This is a genomic window from Echinicola marina (genome assembly GCF_020463795.1).
Lineage (GTDB): Bacteria > Bacteroidota > Bacteroidia > Cytophagales > Cyclobacteriaceae > Echinicola > Echinicola marina.
In genome coordinates, this window is the sequence record NZ_CP080025.1 from 3,613,710 (window position 1) to 3,631,862 (window position 18,153).

Below are 18,153 nucleotides of genomic sequence, written 5' to 3' on the forward strand. Positions count from 1 at the left end.
ATTAATTAAGCTGCTGAAATAAGATCACACTCCTCAGATTTACTTTTTCGTTGTTGCTGATAAACAAAATTATCATCCATATTCAAATTACCCGAAACCTTAATTGCTGTATGATACCTGTAGGCCACATCTTTTCTTTTCATCACAATTTCATCCTCTTGAAGTACTGTAATCAAGGTAATTCCTAAAACATCTTCCAATTTAGAAAGCGTTTCCAAGGTGAAGTTTTCTTGTCCCTTTACAATTTTTCCCACTTGCTGAGGGCTTACCTCAAGTTTTCGGGCCAAATCAGCTTTTCTCCACCCTTTATCATCAAGAGCGTCCAATACCCTGAGAGCAATTTCAGATGATTTTTTTAACCATTTTTTATTGGCCCTTCTGTATTCTACCTTCTCTTTCCAATTGGACCTAGGCGCTTTTGCGGCCATATCCCTGATATCTTTTTCTAATTGGCTCATCTTATTCTATATCTAAGTATACAAACTGACCTTCGGCATTTTTATCTTTTAAGAACCTTTTCACCAGATCAAGTTTGTAGAGTTCAGTCTTGGTATGCGGTCTTTCCTGCATAGTAGCTGTCAACTTGATAGCACCACCGGTAATGATATAAGTACTGCCGTAACGTAGTGCATAGATTCTCAAATAACTTTTTCTATGTGACCCTTTTCCTTTTAGAGCCTGCAAGGAATAACTGCTTGTTTCCTTTTCTTGATTGTCAAGTGGTTTGAATATTTCGTCCAAATCACCACCTTCTTCACATAGATCAAAAAGCAATCCAATAAGCTCGTCTGCTTCGTCTATTGTTTCAAGGATTCTTTTGTTAACATTTACGTTTCCATAGAACTTTCTAAAATCACGGTCAAATTCATCAAAAAATTCCCTTAGGTATTGGGGATCGCTCCACTGATTTTGTAGGATAACCAATGCATCTCTTTCATCTGTATCATATTGAGCAGCGTATAATTTTTCATTTGCACATTCAAATATACGGAGAACCTTCATTTTATCAACCTACAAGTTTACTTTTTTGTTCAAATAAAAATGGAATTTAACAAATCAACCATTTCCCTATGAAAAAGTGTTTTACAAACATGTGTATCCATATGACTATCAAAACTAAAGAATGAGGAAATTAAATAAAATACCCCACCTAGGGTATTTTTACCAATCCCCAAGAACAAAAAGCCTCGGCCTTGACGAGGTCTTATCGATAAAGTGATTAGTTACAGGAATTATAAATTCCCAGGATAATAGGGTGGAGTGGCATACTCACTCAGACGGGTGGCATACTTCACCAAGTCAGGGCATAGACAAGTTACTGTCTCTTATCCAATCCTTTTCTATCACTGGGGTATGGGATATAAATTAGTCTAACCTAATGGACTATTAACCGACTGCATAATAATAATAATAGCCGTATGAAATGCTATAGCATTCGTGAAAACAATTGGAAAATATTCATTATGAACAATCCAGTGGTTCACAGCCTGTTCCGCAGACTTGCGGAATACGGTTCCCCCTAATGGCGGGACAGGTAGTGAGAGGTTTAGGGATGGAATTCCCCTTTACCTACTCGACTATAGCGCGTATTTCCTTTTTCAGAGTTCAATGGAGATTTTTACCTTTCCTCCCAATCCTTTTTCAACAATTTCATAAAGGGTTTTCAGTGTTAGATTACTTCCATTGTTCTCAACTCTTGAAATGTAAGTTCTCTTTTTATCTACTAATTCCGCTAATTGCTCCTGGGTTAGATTCTTGTCCTCCCTTGCCTTTTTTAATAGCAAACCAATTTTGAAAGATTCAAAATCCCTTTCCAATTCATCCCTACGTTCGGTTCCTTTCACTCCGTACACATCATCTTTGATTTCTTTCCAGCTCTTCGTATTCATTTCTTTTTCTTTTTTCCTTTTTGAACTTCCTTTTCAGCATAATATTCAACCATCAGTTGGGCAGCCTTTTCAATTTCTTTGGGAGGTGTTTTTTTGGTTTTCTTTTGAAAGCCATTGAGAAGTATCACAAGTTTTCCTTCATCGAAAAAACAAAACACCCTCCATATATTAGATGCCAACTGAACCCTAGCTTCATATAGCCCTTTCTTTGTTTTGATAGGTTTCAGGTAAGTCTCCGGAACTCTTTCCAATGTTTCAATCGCCTCAATGACCTTGAAAATCTTGTTTTGGACTTTTTCAGTTTGGGCTTTTAAAAAGTTTTCAAAATGGTTTTTTATAAGCTATGACTTCCCTTACTTTATCCATAATACAAATGTAACTTTAAAGTTACTATTTTCAAAATTAAAAAACTAATTGTGTTAGGTTTGGGGCTCTTTATATGCGCTATAACGCAAAGTATTTTACTCGAAATCTATGCAAAATAATAAATTGTTTTCTTAAGACTAATAAGATTGCGTTAAAACATCCTTGGACAGCCTGCCCCGATTATTTCGAGGAAGCCGGTCAAAAGAATGGTTGGCTTACAGAAGGAATTATAAATTCCCGGGATAGTAGGGTGGAGTGGCATACTCACTCAGACGGCTGGCATACTTCACCAAGTCAGGGCATAGACAAGTTACTGTCTCTTATCCAATCCTTTTCTATCACTGGGATATGGGATATAAATTGGTCTAACTTAATGGACTATCAACCGACTGCATAATAAGAGCCGTATGAAATGCCATAGCATTCGTGAAAACAATTGGAAAATATTCATTATGAACAATCCAGTGGTTCACAACCTGTCCCACAGACTTGCGGAATATGGTTCTCCCGCTATGACGGGACAGGTAGTGAGAGGTTTAGGGATGGAATTCCCCTTTACCTACTCGACTGCCTGCTGGCATTATTTATTAGCTAAGAACTCTTTAGCTGTTAAAACCGGTAGCTTTGATTTTTTAAAGTCTTTTTTATTTCTGGTTATAATGATGTCAACAGGATTTTCAATAGCTGAATAGTATTGCAATCCATCTTCAAAGTCAGGAAATTTTTCATCGCTGATGGCTAATTCAATTATCCTATCATCTAGATTTAAGATATCGACTAACACTTTGAATTTTCTTAATATTTCTCTTGCCTCTTTAGCGGATTTTAGTCGGGTTAGAATGTAGTTTGTATTGGCAAAGCTTAGAGATGAAATTTTTAATTTTATTTCTTTCTTATCAGCAAGTGAGAAGAGTTGAGCTGCTTCTGAATAAAACTCATCTCTTTTAGCTAATAAATCGATGATAATATTCGTGTCGATTAAAAGGCTTTTCATTTGTACTTATCCATTAAGTAGTCCGTATAATCCTTTTGATCGTTATCAGGTAAGTTAATTACACCAGATAAGCTTTCAACAAGAGGTGTAATTTCAATATCATTGCTTTTTGTTGTCAAGCTGTTTAGATAAGCTTCGATTAGTTTAGAAACACTAATATTATTAGAACGTGCATAAATTTTAGCACGCTCAATAATGTTTTGGTCGAGGCTCAAAGTCAATTTCTTATCCATAGCTGAGTTTTACGTGTAAAAATAATAATTAATTACGTGTATAACTAATGTGAGCACGGGTATTTTTCTTGCAGGCAACCTAAAGTATTTTAACCTTAATCTAGACAAGAAACAAACTGTTTTTAAGACTAATTAAGATTCAGTTGAACGAAAAAGAAATATTAAATCTAACCATCTCCCCATTCCTTTCAAATACCCCACCTAGGGTATTTTTCACCAAACCTCTATAAAAAAAGTCCTCCAGTCGAAGGGCTTCCATAATTTATTGAATAGGGTTTAAACAACTTCTATAATTTCTCAGCTTCCTTAATTTAAGAAATTTGAAAGTTTAAATCCACTAGAGGCAGATACTTTAAAAGAACTATTGGCCCATAAGAAAAGCTTACCCCATAATTACCCCATTTCCTGCACCACTCGTTCAACACTGCATTCATGCCTGCCGAATTTTGTTAGGTTTGGTCGTTCCGGACGCCCGAATACTTAGTTACTAGGATTGGTTTTTAAGTTAGAGCTAAATCAAAATCTTCAGAACTTAGTTTGACTTTTTTTGTCCCAATTACCTGAATAGATTTTTTTATTTGACTTCTGCGCCGATGAGATAGTGTGGTTGGGATTAAATCAGCAAGGTCTATTTTTAAAAGGCGGTTGATTACGATTAAATCATTCAATGTGAAAGGAGAAATTCCATTCATTAATTCAGACATATGGGTTTTGCTCTTATGTCCCAGTAGCGTCATTAAATCTTGTTGATTTAGTTCGTATTTTTTCAATTGTTTTTTAATCAATTCTTTTCTACTACGAATGAATTGACGCTCTTTTTCAGCTATTAATTCAGCCAAATCACCTTCTTTTAACTTAGCGTCATTAATTTCTGATGAAGACCAGTTTTTGTCTTCATAATTTTCGATTAGATCTCTTAATTGCTTACGTACAGGTTTGAGTCGAGAATTCTCTTTACAGAGAACTCTTAGTTTTCTGTCAGCAATCAGAGCTCTTTCATACTCCAATTCGTTTTTAAGCTTTCCAGCCTTCAAAACACTTTCTATATCAAACTGTGTTTTCATAATCTAGTCTATATACTCATTTGCTCTAAGCCATTTTTTAATGGTGTTTTTGTTGCCCTTAAAAATGGAATCATATTCTTGATGAGTTCCAGCCCAAACAACAGTTGCTTCACCCTCTTCATCAAATTCAATTAAGATTAAGGTACGGTGAACATTTATGTTGAAAAAAAAAGAAACCATCATTGTGTACACAATCTGCATCAATTCTGTCTTTCTTTAGCTCTTCTCCATTTGTCCATTTGCCTTCTTCAATTACATTAATCAATTTATCAATAGCCTTGACTAACTGGATGTTTCCTTTGTTTTTATTTTTGAGCTTCATGAGCTTTTTCTTACCAACTAGTCTCATATTTGTGTACGCAAAGATAATTAAAAAGTTTGGATAATAACCGAACTATTGTTAAGTGAATACTGAGGTGTTTATATAATTAACTAAACTAACTTTATTTTCTAAATAGGAGGAATGTAATTAGGTTTATTAACTTTTATTTCGTCCACCAAAATAGGCTTGCACTCATACTTTTATATCCTATTTCAAACCTTTTCGGATTTTCAACTTTCCGATCGTTTTCCAAAAATATTCAATCCTCTAAAAACTAAAAATACCCCACTTAGAGTATTTCTCACCAAAACCCCACAAAAAAAAACTCCAACCGAAGGACTTCCATAATTTATTGAATAGGGTTTAAACAACTTGTCACAATTTCTCAGCTTCTCTAATTTAAGAAATTTGAAAGTTTAAATCCACTAGAGGCTACTTGCTTTAAAATACTATTGGCCATTAACAAAAGCCTTGCTCATATTCAGCTCATTTACATTACCAATTCGTTTAACGTTTTGCAGCTTGACGAAGGCGGGGCTTTCGGAGCACCAACCTGTCAAGTTACAACTAATGTTTATTCGGTGCGGAAAAGTTTCTGCCACCACGAACGCCCTGCTTTTGGTAAGGTGTTATAGGCAGGCCTTTTTCCCGTTTCCATTTTTAAATTGTCTTTCGACTCAATAATTTTTGTATCGTTGTCCATTGTCTGCCAACTGTAAACACAAACATTTTTACTTTCACATTCATGGCAAGTCCTTAACCAATTGTTTCTTGTGGTCAAGGCAATGTTTGCGTTTTGAATTACCTTTTCAATCGCATTTCTTTTGTCAACTATTTTTTCAAGCACAACAATATTTTTCAAGTCTAAAATCTCTATTAATTTGTCTTGCTTAATATATTCTACAAACAATTTAGGTAAAAATTCAGTTGATAGGTACAGTTCTATATCTGACTTGTCAATTCGGGAATGTCCACAGTGTCTACAACGCCACCCGCTTATTTCATTTGAACCATTTCGATAAAATTTTTCGTCAAGGGAGGCCGTCGATATTTTTCCTTTTGCTAAATTCCAAGAAAGGGTTTTGGTCGTGTCAAACAGTTTGTTTTTCCATACACCAATTGTGTCCGAGCCACCAACAACCAAGTCATTAATTGAACCCATTCCGCCATAAGCACCGAGATGATTGTCAACTCTTTTTTGAGTTGTCCATAAATGAATGTCCTTTTGAATCCAATTTGCCCAATGGTCGTTACCTGACTCTTTTAGAAGTCGGTATAAAATGTCTAATGATATTTTGTAGTAGTCTGTCACTTATGCTTGCTTATAACCCAGCTTTCTTGTAATGGTGGCTGTTTTTTATTTTGTCAATATGATACTCTATACCAATTTTCGTCAAGTTTTTTGTTAAGCTGCAGTCCTTTTTGATAAGACATATGCTCTTCTAATTCTTTTATTTTTTCTGTGTCATTTGTGTATACAAAAGCTGAATAATGATCCAAAAAACCTCTGTTGATATAAAATTCAACTGTCACTTTGCTACTTTCTGTTTTGTAAATTGTAATTTCATTTCCACCATTAGAAATCGGAGGGAAATTCCAATTACTTAATTTTGCTATTCCATTATTATATTTTCCATTAGGTTGGATCTTATCCTCTTTTATTAATTCAATTATTACTTCTCTGTCGTTTTTCCTTAAATTCCAGTCTAACTTTTCTATCAACGATTCACCAAAAATCAAGGTAAAGCTTCCAATTAAAAATGTTAATCCAATGGTAATTTTAGGGGTTCTTGTTATCTGATCTGATTTTTTAACTATTACAACAAGAAGCCAAATTGTCAATCCAAACCCAAAGACTACATAAGGAACAATAATTAAGATTGCTATCATTCCAAAGGTGTAGTAATAGAATATTGGAGCTTGGATAATTGCCATAAATAGCAAAAAAATTGAAAGGATACTGTAAATATTGCTTTTGCTCATTAAATGTATGCTACTTATAATAAGTATGGTTTTAGCTACTTTTATTTTTATTGAAACATAAATCTAACCATCTTCCCATTCCCAACAAATATCCAACCTATGGGATTTTTACCCCTCCCCTAAAACAAAAAAGCCTCGGCTTAGACGAAGTCTTCTAAGATATGGTTTATATGTCTGGAATTACAAATTCCCAGGATAGTAGGGTGGAGTGACATGCTTCACCCAGTCGGGGATAGGAACCACAACATTATCCTTAAAACAATACCTCCTAATTCTGAAAAAATACCCCACTTAGGGTATTTACTGGTAAAGAATAATTTGTTTTATTTATTTTTCACTTATTGAACTACTTTTTAATTGTTTAAACTTTTGAATTACAAATAACTATGGCCACAATAGACCTGCACGAAAAACCTTTTGATGATAAGACCATTGCCAAACTTGAAATGTTCGAAGCATACGCTGCCGCCTGGATTCCTACATTTGTCATGCGGGGAGATCCTGAAATATGCATTTTTGACTTCTTTGCAGGTACAGGATATGATAAAGACAAAGTGCCAGGGAGCCCTATTCGGATTTTGGAAAGGCTTAAAGAACAAATTGGGAATCTTTTTCAAAAGGGCGTTAAAGTGAAGGTGTTTTTAAATGAGTACCAACCAGGTAAAACACAGCAGGATAAATTCAATCAACTTAAATCGGCCTGTGAAAACTTCCTGAAGGAAAATAGCAGGCTGGCTCGGAGGATAGAAATTAGTTATTATAATGAGGATTTTGAACATTTGTTTCCCAAACTTTATCCACTGATAGAAAAGTATCCTTCACTTGTTTATCTTGACCAAAATGGGATAAAGTTCCTTTCTGAAAGGTATTTCAATGCCTTGGAAAAGACCCGCCAAACTGATTTTCTCTATTTTTTATCATCTTCGTATATCTGGCGTTTTGGAAAAGAAAAAGAGTTTAAGATGCACCTGGATATTGATATGGAAAAAGTCAAACAAAAGAAATATAGCTCAATCCATAGGTCAATTACCGAACAGATTAGAAGCAGATTACCCGCAGATTCTGAATTGATGTTATATCCATTTTCTATTAAGAAAGGAGCCAATATACATGGGATAATATTCGGAGCTTCGCACCCAAGGGCAGTGGACAAGTTTTTGAACATTGCATGGCAGCGTAATAGCATCAATGGCGAAGCGGATTTTGATTTAGATGATGATATGACCAAAGGTCAGTATCACCTTTTTGAAGCCAAAAAGCCTACAAAATTGGAGGCCTTTCAGGAAAAGTTAAGAGCTCATATTCTTGAAGGGGTAATCAGTAATAATTTCGAGGCATATGATTTTACCATAAAAGAAGGACATATTGCAAAGCATGCTGCTGATGAAATCAAGAGGATGAAAAAAGCAAACCTCATTGAATACGATAGAAGTTCACCTTTGATTACCTATGAAAATGTATATCGAAATAAAAACTTTTTGATATTCAGAATAGTAGAAAAGAAAAAATGAGACAATAAGCGCATTAAGTTATTATAATTATTACGACTCATTACCTTTGTCAGTACCTATTTAAATAAATTAACCTATGGCACAATCAAGCATCGAATGGACCGAAATGACCTGGAATCCTACCACAGGTTGCGATAAAGTATCGCAGGGATGTAAGTTTTGTTATGCCGAGGTAATGGCCAAGAGATTAAAGGCCATGGGCATAGAGAAATACAAGGACGGATTCAAAATACGGACACATGAAGATGCCCTGAATACACCCTATACTTGGAAAAAATCCAAGGTGGTCTTTGTGAACTCCATGAGTGACCTTTTTCATAAGGATGTTCCCTTAAGCTTTATCAAAAAAGTCTTTAAGGTGATGAATGATAATCCACAGCATGTTTTTCAGGTGCTCACCAAAAGAGCAGATTTATTACTTCAATATAGCAAAGAGCTTAAGTGGACACATAATATTTGGATGGGGGTATCAGTGGAAAATGAGCGCGTGACAGACCGCATTGATCTGCTAAGGCAGAGTGATGCCAAGGTGAAATTCCTGTCTTGTGAGCCTTTAATAGGGCCTTTACTAAATTTAAACCTAGAGGGAATAGATTGGGTAATAGTAGGAGGGGAGAGTGGCCATAAACCCAGGCCTATGGATGCTGATTGGGTGCTGGATATTCAAGAACAATGTGCCCGCAAGGAGGTGGCATTTTTCTTTAAACAATGGGGCGGTAAAAACAAAAAGAAAAACGGGCGTATGCTCAATGGCCAAACTTACGATGAAATGCCTGAAATAGAGCTACAGAAAAGTGTTTGAACCTTTAGCTCACGGTCCTTCACTATACTGTAGCCAGCCTATTCAAATTTCTCTTCTACATTCAAGAGAATTTCACAATCACAATAGCCTCTCTGTTCCTGAAACCATTTTATTACTCGATCCTCAAGATGCTTTCCTTTGGAGTTCAGGAAATTAGATGTCAAGTTATAATCATGTTTACAACCGGAGCTAGCAAGTTCAGTATCTAAGTAGTCAAAAAGTTCGATTAAGAGCTCTTGTTCCATAGGTAGGTTACTGAAGAATGATTCCTTTTCTTTTCGAGCTAGTTCCTTCTGAATTTGTTTTCTATGTTCCTTTTCCTGTTTGTATGGCATTAGTTTAAAATTTGATTAATAGATTTTTCATCCACTCGAAGTGCTTGAAGAATAACCTTTGCAATTTCCTTGTTTTCAGTTCGTACTTTTTCGAAGTAGTTCATTAATCTGCTTGCCCAAAGACGTTCGTTGACAGTCATGCCAGACAGGCCTTCCACACTGTTTGCTCTTTTCTGAATTTCAAATTTGTCCATTGTATATTGTTTCTATTTTCACCTCGGCTTTGACAAGGTCTTCTAAGATGTAGTTGTTTTTACTGGAATTACAAATCCCGAGGATAGTAGGGTGGAGTGAAAGACTACACCCAGTCGGGGAGGAGTAAGAGGTCTAGGGATGAGATTCTCCTTTATTCGTTTGTAATGCTTTTTTCTCTTCAAAGGCATCCATCACTAACTTTTCCAATACTTTAAACTTCACACTTAAAATGGTTGAGGTAATGGATAAAGGGGTTTTGTATGTTCTTATGTTAGATTTCAATAGCCACCTTTTAAATCCATTTTCAGCCTTGTTTATATACTTCTGTGGTTGGAAAGTGTAGATCAACAGCCAACTTGTTTTTTTAAAAGAATGCGTCTGAATTTCTTTGATATCTTCCCACTCAATCAGTCCAATACTTGATAAGTTGGAATGGTCAATTATTCCGAGTTCATTGATTTCTATACCCGAATTTTTTGAAAGTAACTTCCACGGAACTGTCACGGCAATAGTTCCAAAGAAAAGAATTGACAGAACCCCGATTGTTTTATTCAGGGTTTCACTACTATACAATAACGAGGTTAGTCCTTTTTCATCAAGCAAAGTCATAACTCCTATGGCAACGAAGCCAAGTGAACCGACAAAAACTAGAACAATTTTCAACTTGCTATAAGGTATTTTAACTTCCTGAGTCATGCTATGTGATTTAAGTTCTGCCATTCGTTATAAGTTGGACCTCCATGGATTAAGTTATTGGTTACTGGAATTATAAATTCCCAGGATAGTAGGGTGGAGTGGCATACTCCACCAAGTCGGGGTGATTGGCATTCTTCAACCGTCAGGGTTATTATTATTGGTCTTTCATTTTTAAAAAGTATCCTCTAAATGAATAGTCTGGATCTTTTAGTTTCCATTTTTGATGACAAGAATTACACTGATAAATATATTCACCGTCATCTTTGTCTCTAACCCCGTCTGGTTTGAACTGGACATGCTTTATTTTTTGATTCCCTAATTTCTTGGTTAACTCCAGGTCAAACCTTATCCAACTTTCTTCTGTAGGGAAAGAGTCTATTTCATTTTTGAAACAATTCTCACACATTTTAAATAATTTCTGATTCCAACAAGCTTAAAGTGAATTGTGAACCTTCATCTTGTAAATGTCCTTTTACTTTAAGTGATTTTAATTGTGCTAATCGTTTTTCGTCACTCTTGTTTTTGAAAGTGATAGTCATATTTCGTTTACTGCCTTTAAAGTCCACAATGGTCGATAAGTAATAATGTCCACCGTCAACTCCTGTCGATTTAATTTTATAATCTCTTATTTCAAATTCTACTGTCATTTTGTTGATTCTGTGTGGTCTTATTAAATTCTGACTAACGTAATAAAAATAGGTTAAACATGGACTGTTTCCAGTCCCAAATCCTCATTTGTCAGACCGAATTTATCGATTTGCTTCCTAATCCTTTTAACTAAACCCAGTTTTCTTTTCTGGTCCAGGAAGAGATAACCTTCCGGATTGATATAGGGTACTCCCTTCACCACCATGTTCCAGATGATGACGGCCAGCTTTCTGGCCGTGGCACTGATGGCCGAAACCCTTCCTTTTCTAAAACTTATTCTATGAAAGAAGTCTCTTAGTGGTGTAGAATCCTTCAGGTTTCCAATGGCATTGGCCGCATTCCGTAATGCGATTTTCAGTCTGTTACTTCCTTTTGGAACTTTACTTGAGAGCACCTTCCCTCCGCTCACCTTGTTGTTCGGTGCCAGTCGCAGCCAGGAAGCGAAGTGCTTGGCCGTTTTAAACTTTCTGATGCCCTCTATGCCTACTTCGCTCATCAAGGCCAGTACCGTCGAAAAACTCATTCCTTCGATGGCCAACAGGTCAGTTCCTTCAAAGATCCGGTAAGCCTTCAGGTTGAGGTCGATGTCCTTGGGGGTGTTTTTGTTGACCCTTTTGTAGGGCTTTGCCTCTATATAGTGCTGCCGCTTATTGTCATCCGAATTGATGATATCATGTATATTCCGATTCATGTTGACCACCTGTTCCAGTGATGCTGACCACTTTTTTCCGATGATGTTGACCACCCCCCTTCTGGGTATCAACTTTTGTCGAAGGGTAAAATTCCGGTGATATTGACCACTGTCAATCCGGCCATGTTGACCACCACTTTAAGTGGTCAGAATGGCCAGAATGACATTATTGACCACCTTTAATTTTTCAGTTATCGTTTCCTTTACGGTTGATTTAAAACCAACCGTAAAGCATGGCAGGAAAAACGATAACCATGAGTAATCTCAAACAGATAATTCGCCACCGTGACAACGGAATGGCACTGCAGACCATCTCCAAAACCTTGGGAATTGCCCGGAACACGGTCAAGAAGTACCTTCAGCTGATTGATTCCAAAGGTTTTTCTTACGGAGAGCTTTTGTCCATGAATGACGAAGAGCTTGATGCCCTACTTTCTGATCCGGACCATGTTTCAGGGGAGCGGTACCAGGAGCTTATATCTTTTTTTCCCTATATGGAACCGGAGCTTAAACGGACCGGTGTGAACCGTTGGGTCCTGTGGGGAGAATACAGACAAAAACATCCTGACGGATACAGTTACTCACAGTTCTGTGAAAGCTTCAGGCAGTGGCGTACCGGTCTATCTGCCAGTATGAGAATTGAACATGTTCCGGGAGATAAATTCTATATAGACTTTACGGGTGATAGGCTGTCCATAGTAGATCCTGTAACAGGTGAACTCACTGATCTGGAAGTGTATGTTGCCACACTCGGAGCCAGTCAATACAGCTATGTAGAAGCCATTCCCTCCCAAAGAAAAGAAGACTTCATAGCAGCCACTGAAAATGCTTTACATTACCTGGGCGGTGTTCCCAGGGCCCTGGTGCCCGACAACCTCAAAAGCGCGGTCACCAAAGCCGACAAGTATGAACCGGCCATCAACCCCGATTTCCTGGACTTTGCCAACCATTACGGCTGTGTGGTCTTTCCGGCAAGGAGCAGGAAGCCGCAGGACAAGGCCTTGGTGGAAAAGACCGTCAGCATTGTCTACAGCAGGATATACGCCCCGCTCAGAAACAAAGTTTACCATGACATCAATACACTGAATGCGGATATACGGCACTACCTCAATATCCATAACAATACCCCTTTCCAGAAAAGACCGGAAACAAGGAAGGAGCTTTTCGACAGGGAAGAAAAGGGAACCCTGGCCCCCCTGCCTGCCGAAAGATATGAACTCAAACAGTTCAAGTATGCCACCGTCACTAAAACCTCCCACATATCCCTGAACCCTGAAAACCATTATTATTCTATTCCCTACAGGTATATCGGCAAAAAAGTCAAGGTTGTGTACTCAGCCAGTTACGTTTCTGTTTTCTACGATGGGGAAAGGATCGCTTTTCATAAAAGAAGCCTTAAGGAGCGCGGATACACTACGGTCCAGGACCATATGCCTTCAGCCCACAGGTTTGTAAGTGACTGGAACCCTGAATTCTTCCTGAACTGGGCAAAAGGGATACATCCTGAAGTCCGGCATTATTTACAGGTTATCCTCGACAGTTACCCGTATCCGGAACAGGCCTATAAAAGCTGTCTGGGGATTTTGGGATATGATAAAAAGGCAGGCAGGGAAAGGCTCATAAACGCAGTAATACGTGCCAAACACTACAACACTTATAATTATTCGGTCATCACCAGAATACTCAACAGCGGGATGGATTCAATCCCTTTAGATACTGAAAACAAGTCCGATAAATCAGTTGACCACGAAAACATAAGGGGAGCGGAAAGCTTCAGGTAATTATCAAACATATAACCGATCACACAATTATGACACAGAGCATCGCATTGAACCAGATGTCCAAAATGAAGTTTCACGGAATGATGGAAGCATACAAAACCATTCTGGACAGCAACAAACATCATGATCTCAATCCCGAAGAGCTTATAAACCATCTCTTGCAGGCAGAATGGGAAGAAAGAGAGAACAGGAAAATCAACAGACTGTACAAAACGGCAAAGTTCAGGTACAGTGCCACTGTTGAAGAGCTTGAGTTCTCTCCAAACCGGGGGCTGGATAAAATGCAGGTCCTCAGACTTGCTGATATGTCCTTTATTAAACGAAAAGAAAACATACTGATCACAGGAGCAACAGGGGCCGGCAAAAGCTACATTGCTTCGGCCCTGGGAAACCAAGCCTGTATGCAAGGGGTCAGAACCCAATATTATAATACCACCAAGCTGTTCCCGAAACTCAAAATGCTGAAAGCTGACGGCTCATATATCAAAGAGATAGCGAGAATAGAAAAACAGGATTTATTGATCCTGGATGACTTCGGCATTCAGCAACTGGATGAAATGGCAAGAATGGCCCTGCTTGAAATCATAGAAGACCGCCATGGAAGGGCTTCAACAATAGTGGTATCACAACTTCCGGTTACAAAATGGTTCGAAACCATAGGTGACAGTACCATAGCCGACGCTGTTCTCGACAGACTGGTGCACACCGCACACAGAATCGAGCTAAAAGGAGAATCAATGAGAAAAAAACAATAACTTTAACAGCCTCCAAACGGTAACTGAAAACCCTAATTGAAAGGGTGGTCAGGATGACCGGATTGGTGGTCAAGATCATCGGAATATACAATATCATCCAGCATCTTCTCGATCTCTTTATCGCATCGGGCGATTTTTTCCTGGGTCTGATCATAAGTCTCCAGCTCCTGTTTCAGTGCAAACAGGTAATCTTTTCTTCCATTGCTCTGCAAGGCCTTGGCTATATCTTCTTCGCTTTTCCGGCAGTTTCCATGACGCAGGGAAGCAAGTTTCTGCGGGTTGGTTTCCCCTTCGCAGATGGCCCGGATGATCAGCAGTCCGGTAAGTCCGCAGATATCCCTGACTACTACATCCAACCGAAAGTTGAGCAGCCGGAGGTATTTCTGCATTTTCTTTGATGCTGAGGCGGCAGAGTGAAGAAGGTTTGCCCGATGGCGACAATAGGTCCGAAGCTCTTCGGTTTTGCCTTCGGGAAGGAAACTTCCGGTCAACAGGCCAAGGGTATGGAGTTTCTGGATCCATTGACAGTCCTTCACGTCGGTTTTCTTGCCCTTGATGTTTTTGGTGAACTTTCCGTTGCACAGGATCACTTCAAAACCTTTGGCAGTCAACATCGCATACAGATTTTGCCAATAGCTGCCCGTGCTTTCCATGGCAATGGTTTTCGTTCCCTTTTCCCCCAACCATTCTGCCATGGCAAATAAATCCTGATTGAACACCCCGTACTCCCGAACGTCCTGTTCGGACTGGCCCACTGCAACCCAGTGGGAGCGACTGCCGACGTCAATACCCGCAGCCTGAGGGTTGACGACTTCCATGGAGATGATTTCTTGTTCCATAAGACCTGAAGGGTTTAGTACTCTCTGAGGATGTGCTTTTGGCAAGAAAATATTCTGAACGGGGTTGCCGAAGCCTCGGCACCGCCACTGAGGTCATCGCAAGCATCCCAACCAGAATGACGCCCGTGCTTCCCGAGGGACGGGAGCGACAGTTCTAAAATCGGCCTTGCAGAGAGTGATTGAATTTAGCAAAAAAAGCTGATTATCCATCTCGCCCGTTAGCATACGAAGTCAACTTTTTAAAGTAGGGGGAATGCCCTATAACGGTTGGAGCAGGTAGCGTGACGATTCTTGAGAAGGTCCTTTCCGTGCTTAATTATCTTATTTGTTAGCATAAATGCTTCCTCCTCAAACTAAGCAGCCATGCTGCTTTCATTTTGTTATGTGCCTAATTTACTTTTTTATTAAACTATCAATTCGATATTCCTTAATCTCAAATACCTGTTCTGATGAGTCAATTAATACGGATAAGCTTATTTCGGCTTCATTCCCGTACATGGTAAAGGCCATGTGGGCTGGTAATTCTTTAATTTGGCTAAGTTCAATTTCATTGTAGCCAAAACCTACGTAGGAGCCAATAGCTCTCTTAATCTCGGGATTCGCTCGTAATTGTTCCACGGTTTGTGAAATTATCTCAGGTTTGGAGATTGCCAATCGAGCCACTAAGTCAAATCCAATTGCTACAATCAGTAAAGGGAAGTGACATACTCCACCCAGTCGGGGCATACTCTAGCCAGTCGGGGTGTGAATAATTATTTGTAATTAGAGGTTTTATCAATAAACAGTTTTGTTTTTTCTTCGCAAATTGAAAAATAAATTGTCCAGTTCAAATTGTTTTGAGTTACTTCACCTGGGTCATGTGTTAGTTCAATAATAAGGTATCCAAGTTTAATTTTTCTGTCATGTGTTATTCTTTTATTTGTCGAGAAGAATACCGTTGTTTTTGATTTTCCAAAAAAGGATTTAATGGTGTTTCTATTAAGTTCTTTTGAATTATTATTTTCTAGTTTAGTATAACATTTAACTTTGGTAGAATTCTTAAATGGTAAATAAACAGAATTAAATGTGTTAACATTAAAATAACTATCTACAATATGAACGGTCCTATCAATTCTTGGCAATTTGGAAATAGATAGGAAAAAAGAACTTATTTCATCGTTTGATTTGAAATTAGAATAATCTAAACTTAATAATGTTCTAGAACTTAAACCCAGTATAGTCCAATTTATATTTGGTTTTTTTATATCATCATAAATAGATAATCCATTAGGTATGCTTTCTATGATTCTAATTCTTTTCGATTTGATAAGACAAAAGCAAAAGTCTTTTAAATCATAATCATAAGCATTAATTAACTCATCTTCCTCATTTGATTTTGTATTCGAAGTAGTAAAACTAATTATTCTTTTTTCTTGATAATAATTGGTTATGAAAGATTGAAAAATGTTTTCATATCCTATTCCTTTATCCTTAAAATAATTCTCTAATACTTTTAAATAATTTGATGAAATTTTAAATTTATTCTTATTATGATGAATAGTTCCTAAAAGGAAATTTTCCTTTTCATTTTTGCTACCTGGCTTTAAGAGCTTAAAATATTCAAAAAGTAGCTCTTTATCTATAACTATATTCATTAAAACATTAATTCTTTAGTTAAAAGATAGGAATTATCATAAAAGCCACTTGGAAACTGTTTATTCATAATCCCATTATTGTCAAAATCATGGTTGGATATTTCAAATGAATCCTCATTTCTTGAAAAGTAAAAAACCTTTACTTCTTTATTTGTAACACTATATGATTTATTTTTTACAACTACCTGTAGTTTTCTTACTAAATGTTCACTATGAGTCTCAATAATATAGTTGTTTTTTTCCCCAAGTTTTAATAAGGTTTCTATGAATTTGGCTTGTAGTTTTGGATGCAAATGGACTTCTGGTTGTTCAATAATGAATGTCTTTCCTCCTTCATTTTCTGCAATAAATGCCTCAAATATCATGGGAATTTGAAGAGAAACTCCATAGCCCACATCATATATATTACTTACTAAATTCTTAATTTTAACTCTTAGCTCTGAAACTGGAAGGTTCTTCGAACTAAAAACCTTGATCCCATCTGCAATACCATATTCCTTTAGAATTTTATCGAATTTGTTAATTTTTTCTTTTGAAATTTGATTGGTCGTTATAAGATTAGTGAACTTATCTAGATCAGCTTTTTCGTATTCACTTTGAGAATCTTTATTTAGATAAATACGTTTAGGTGTAGATGAAAGTGGATTTAAATATTGAATATTATCAAGATAGTATTCAATTAAATTTTGATTTATTAAAAATAATCCAACTTCATAAAATAATTCCTCATCTTCAAATTTCTCGCATTCCCTTCTAAATGACTGAGGATCAATAAAAGTTAAAAATCCCCGTTTGCTATATTCTACATTAGAAAATATAAATTTCTCATTTCTTGAAGAATTAGAATAAATTAAGTTACAAGTCTTAATTCTAGTGAGAAGATCAAATTCTTCATCACCTTTCTCTTTTTCATTTAAATATTCAATTTCAAGTTTTCCGAGATGTTTATTTTCAAAAATAGATTTAATTGAAGTGTGGTCTTCTAATTTATTGTTTATAATAAATTTTGAAATTGTTTCATGTTTAAATGCTTTTCCTACATATCCTTTGATTTTTTTAGATTTTTCTGGGTTTCTTTTTTGGAATTCTTCTAGGAAAAAATAGTTGAAAAAACCTGGTAATTCATCTTTGAATGAAAAGGAAAAAGAGAGACTTTTCCTATCATCTTGGTTTTTAATTGTTTCTTTAAAATTGCCTAAATCTGCGTATTTCCCATTTAAGATTAAATTGCTAATATCTGGATATTCAACAGTTTGTTTAAGTGCTAGTAGCGATTTTAATAGAGAACTTTTTCCACCACTATTTTCACCAATTAAAATGTTGACACGAGAAAAATCAAATGATTGGTTACAATAACTTCTAAAGTTATCTAAGGAATATTTAAACATTATATATTAATTAAATTTTATTATGTG

The 18,153-nt window shown here is 36.8% G+C and carries 22 protein-coding genes; 4 read left to right on the forward strand and 18 right to left on the reverse strand.

The window, feature by feature from the left end; all coding sequences use genetic code 11:
• Positions 1 to 5: 5 nt before the first annotated feature.
• The 9 genes from KZP23_RS14595 to KZP23_RS14640 all read right to left on the reverse strand — a co-directional run bounded on the left by KZP23_RS14595 (position 6) and on the right by KZP23_RS14640 (position 6,851).
• Positions 6 to 458 (reverse strand): helix-turn-helix transcriptional regulator, encoded by a 453-nt coding sequence (locus KZP23_RS14595; RefSeq protein WP_226332527.1) that lies wholly within the window; start codon positions 456 to 458, stop codon positions 6 to 8.
• Position 459: 1 nt separating this feature from the next.
• Complete coding sequence (locus KZP23_RS14600; RefSeq protein ID WP_226332528.1) at positions 460 to 1,002, reverse strand: hypothetical protein; 543 nt, start codon at positions 1,000 to 1,002, stop codon at positions 460 to 462.
• Between the two features lie 596 nt (positions 1,003 to 1,598).
• Positions 1,599 to 1,889, reverse strand: a complete 291-nt coding sequence (locus KZP23_RS14605) for a helix-turn-helix domain-containing protein (RefSeq protein WP_009183299.1) — start codon at positions 1,887 to 1,889, stop codon at positions 1,599 to 1,601.
• On the reverse strand, positions 1,886 to 2,227 hold the full coding sequence (locus KZP23_RS14610) for a type II toxin-antitoxin system RelE/ParE family toxin (RefSeq protein ID WP_226336534.1): 342 nt from the start codon (positions 2,225 to 2,227) through the stop codon (positions 1,886 to 1,888). Before KZP23_RS14610 ends, KZP23_RS14605 begins: the two co-directional genes overlap by 4 nt.
• Positions 2,228 to 2,835: 608 nt before the next feature.
• A complete protein-coding gene (locus KZP23_RS14615) occupies positions 2,836 to 3,249 on the reverse strand; it encodes a type II toxin-antitoxin system VapC family toxin (RefSeq protein ID WP_226332529.1) in 414 nt (137 codons plus the stop codon).
• Positions 3,246 to 3,482: a DUF6364 family protein gene (locus tag KZP23_RS14620; protein WP_226332530.1), complete on the reverse strand. Its 237-nt coding sequence runs from the start codon at positions 3,480 to 3,482 to the stop codon at positions 3,246 to 3,248. Before KZP23_RS14620 ends, KZP23_RS14615 begins: the two co-directional genes overlap by 4 nt.
• A 500-nt stretch (positions 3,483 to 3,982) precedes the next feature.
• Entirely contained in the window at positions 3,983 to 4,546 is a 564-nt protein-coding gene (locus KZP23_RS14625) for a transcriptional regulator (RefSeq protein WP_226332531.1), read from the reverse strand.
• A gap of 896 nt (positions 4,547 to 5,442) precedes the next feature.
• Positions 5,443 to 6,180 (reverse strand): DUF6966 domain-containing protein, encoded by a 738-nt coding sequence (locus KZP23_RS14635; RefSeq protein ID WP_226332532.1) that lies wholly within the window; start codon positions 6,178 to 6,180, stop codon positions 5,443 to 5,445.
• A 53-nt stretch (positions 6,181 to 6,233) separates the two neighbouring features.
• Complete coding sequence (locus tag KZP23_RS14640) at positions 6,234 to 6,851, reverse strand: hypothetical protein (RefSeq protein ID WP_226332533.1); 618 nt, start codon at positions 6,849 to 6,851, stop codon at positions 6,234 to 6,236.
• Between the two features lie 386 nt (positions 6,852 to 7,237).
• Between KZP23_RS14640 and tcmP the strand changes: the two genes are divergently transcribed.
• Positions 7,238 to 8,362 carry a three-Cys-motif partner protein TcmP gene (gene tcmP / locus KZP23_RS14645; RefSeq protein ID WP_226332534.1) on the forward strand — a complete coding sequence of 375 codons (1,125 nt, stop codon included), beginning with the start codon at positions 7,238 to 7,240 and terminating at the stop codon, positions 8,360 to 8,362.
• 76 nt (positions 8,363 to 8,438) lie between these two features.
• The gene (locus KZP23_RS14650) at positions 8,439 to 9,164 is read left to right on the forward strand and encodes a DUF5131 family protein (RefSeq protein WP_226332535.1); all 726 of its coding nucleotides are present in this window, start codon (positions 8,439 to 8,441) and stop codon (positions 9,162 to 9,164) included.
• A 38-nt stretch (positions 9,165 to 9,202) separates the two neighbouring features.
• Here KZP23_RS14650 and KZP23_RS14655 read toward each other — a convergent pair whose 3' ends face one another.
• The 5 genes from KZP23_RS14655 to KZP23_RS14675 form a co-directional block, all read right to left on the reverse strand.
• A complete protein-coding gene (locus tag KZP23_RS14655) occupies positions 9,203 to 9,499 on the reverse strand; it encodes a DUF2695 domain-containing protein (protein ID WP_226332536.1) in 297 nt (98 codons plus the stop codon).
• Complete coding sequence (locus KZP23_RS14660; protein ID WP_226332537.1) at positions 9,499 to 9,693, reverse strand: hypothetical protein; 195 nt, start codon at positions 9,691 to 9,693, stop codon at positions 9,499 to 9,501. Before KZP23_RS14660 ends, KZP23_RS14655 begins: the two co-directional genes overlap by 1 nt.
• Positions 9,694 to 9,826: 133 nt before the next feature.
• Entirely contained in the window at positions 9,827 to 10,414 is a 588-nt protein-coding gene (locus KZP23_RS14665; RefSeq protein ID WP_226332538.1) for an STM3941 family protein, read from the reverse strand.
• Positions 10,415 to 10,797: 383 nt separating this feature from the next.
• Entirely contained in the window at positions 10,798 to 11,037 is a 240-nt protein-coding gene (locus KZP23_RS14670) for a hypothetical protein (RefSeq protein ID WP_226332539.1), read from the reverse strand.
• Positions 11,038 to 11,090: 53 nt separating this feature from the next.
• Entirely contained in the window at positions 11,091 to 11,801 is a 711-nt protein-coding gene (locus tag KZP23_RS14675) for a transposase (protein WP_226332540.1), read from the reverse strand.
• A gap of 161 nt (positions 11,802 to 11,962) precedes the next feature.
• Here KZP23_RS14675 and istA point away from each other — a divergent pair, with 161 nt between their 5' ends.
• Entirely contained in the window at positions 11,963 to 13,510 is a 1,548-nt protein-coding gene (gene istA, locus KZP23_RS14680) for an IS21 family transposase (protein WP_226332541.1), read from the forward strand.
• A gap of 29 nt (positions 13,511 to 13,539) precedes the next feature.
• On the forward strand, positions 13,540 to 14,265 hold the full coding sequence (gene istB, locus KZP23_RS14685) for an IS21-like element helper ATPase IstB (RefSeq protein WP_226332542.1): 726 nt from the start codon (positions 13,540 to 13,542) through the stop codon (positions 14,263 to 14,265).
• 32 nt (positions 14,266 to 14,297) lie between these two features.
• On the opposite strand, the gene KZP23_RS14690 is transcribed toward istB, so the two are convergent.
• From KZP23_RS14690 to KZP23_RS14705, 4 genes are all read right to left on the reverse strand, one after another.
• Positions 14,298 to 15,104 (reverse strand): IS110 family RNA-guided transposase, encoded by an 807-nt coding sequence (locus KZP23_RS14690; protein ID WP_226332543.1) that lies wholly within the window; start codon positions 15,102 to 15,104, stop codon positions 14,298 to 14,300.
• Between the two features lie 393 nt (positions 15,105 to 15,497).
• Entirely contained in the window at positions 15,498 to 15,830 is a 333-nt protein-coding gene (locus KZP23_RS14695) for a hypothetical protein (protein ID WP_226332544.1), read from the reverse strand.
• Positions 15,831 to 15,856: 26 nt separating this feature from the next.
• Positions 15,857 to 16,738: a hypothetical protein gene (locus KZP23_RS14700; RefSeq protein ID WP_226332545.1), complete on the reverse strand. Its 882-nt coding sequence runs from the start codon at positions 16,736 to 16,738 to the stop codon at positions 15,857 to 15,859.
• Positions 16,738 to 18,126 carry an AAA family ATPase gene (locus KZP23_RS14705; RefSeq protein WP_226332546.1) on the reverse strand — a complete coding sequence of 463 codons (1,389 nt, stop codon included), beginning with the start codon at positions 18,124 to 18,126 and terminating at the stop codon, positions 16,738 to 16,740. The genes KZP23_RS14700 and KZP23_RS14705 overlap by 1 nt, the downstream gene beginning before the upstream one ends.
• Positions 18,127 to 18,153 lie beyond the last annotated feature (27 nt).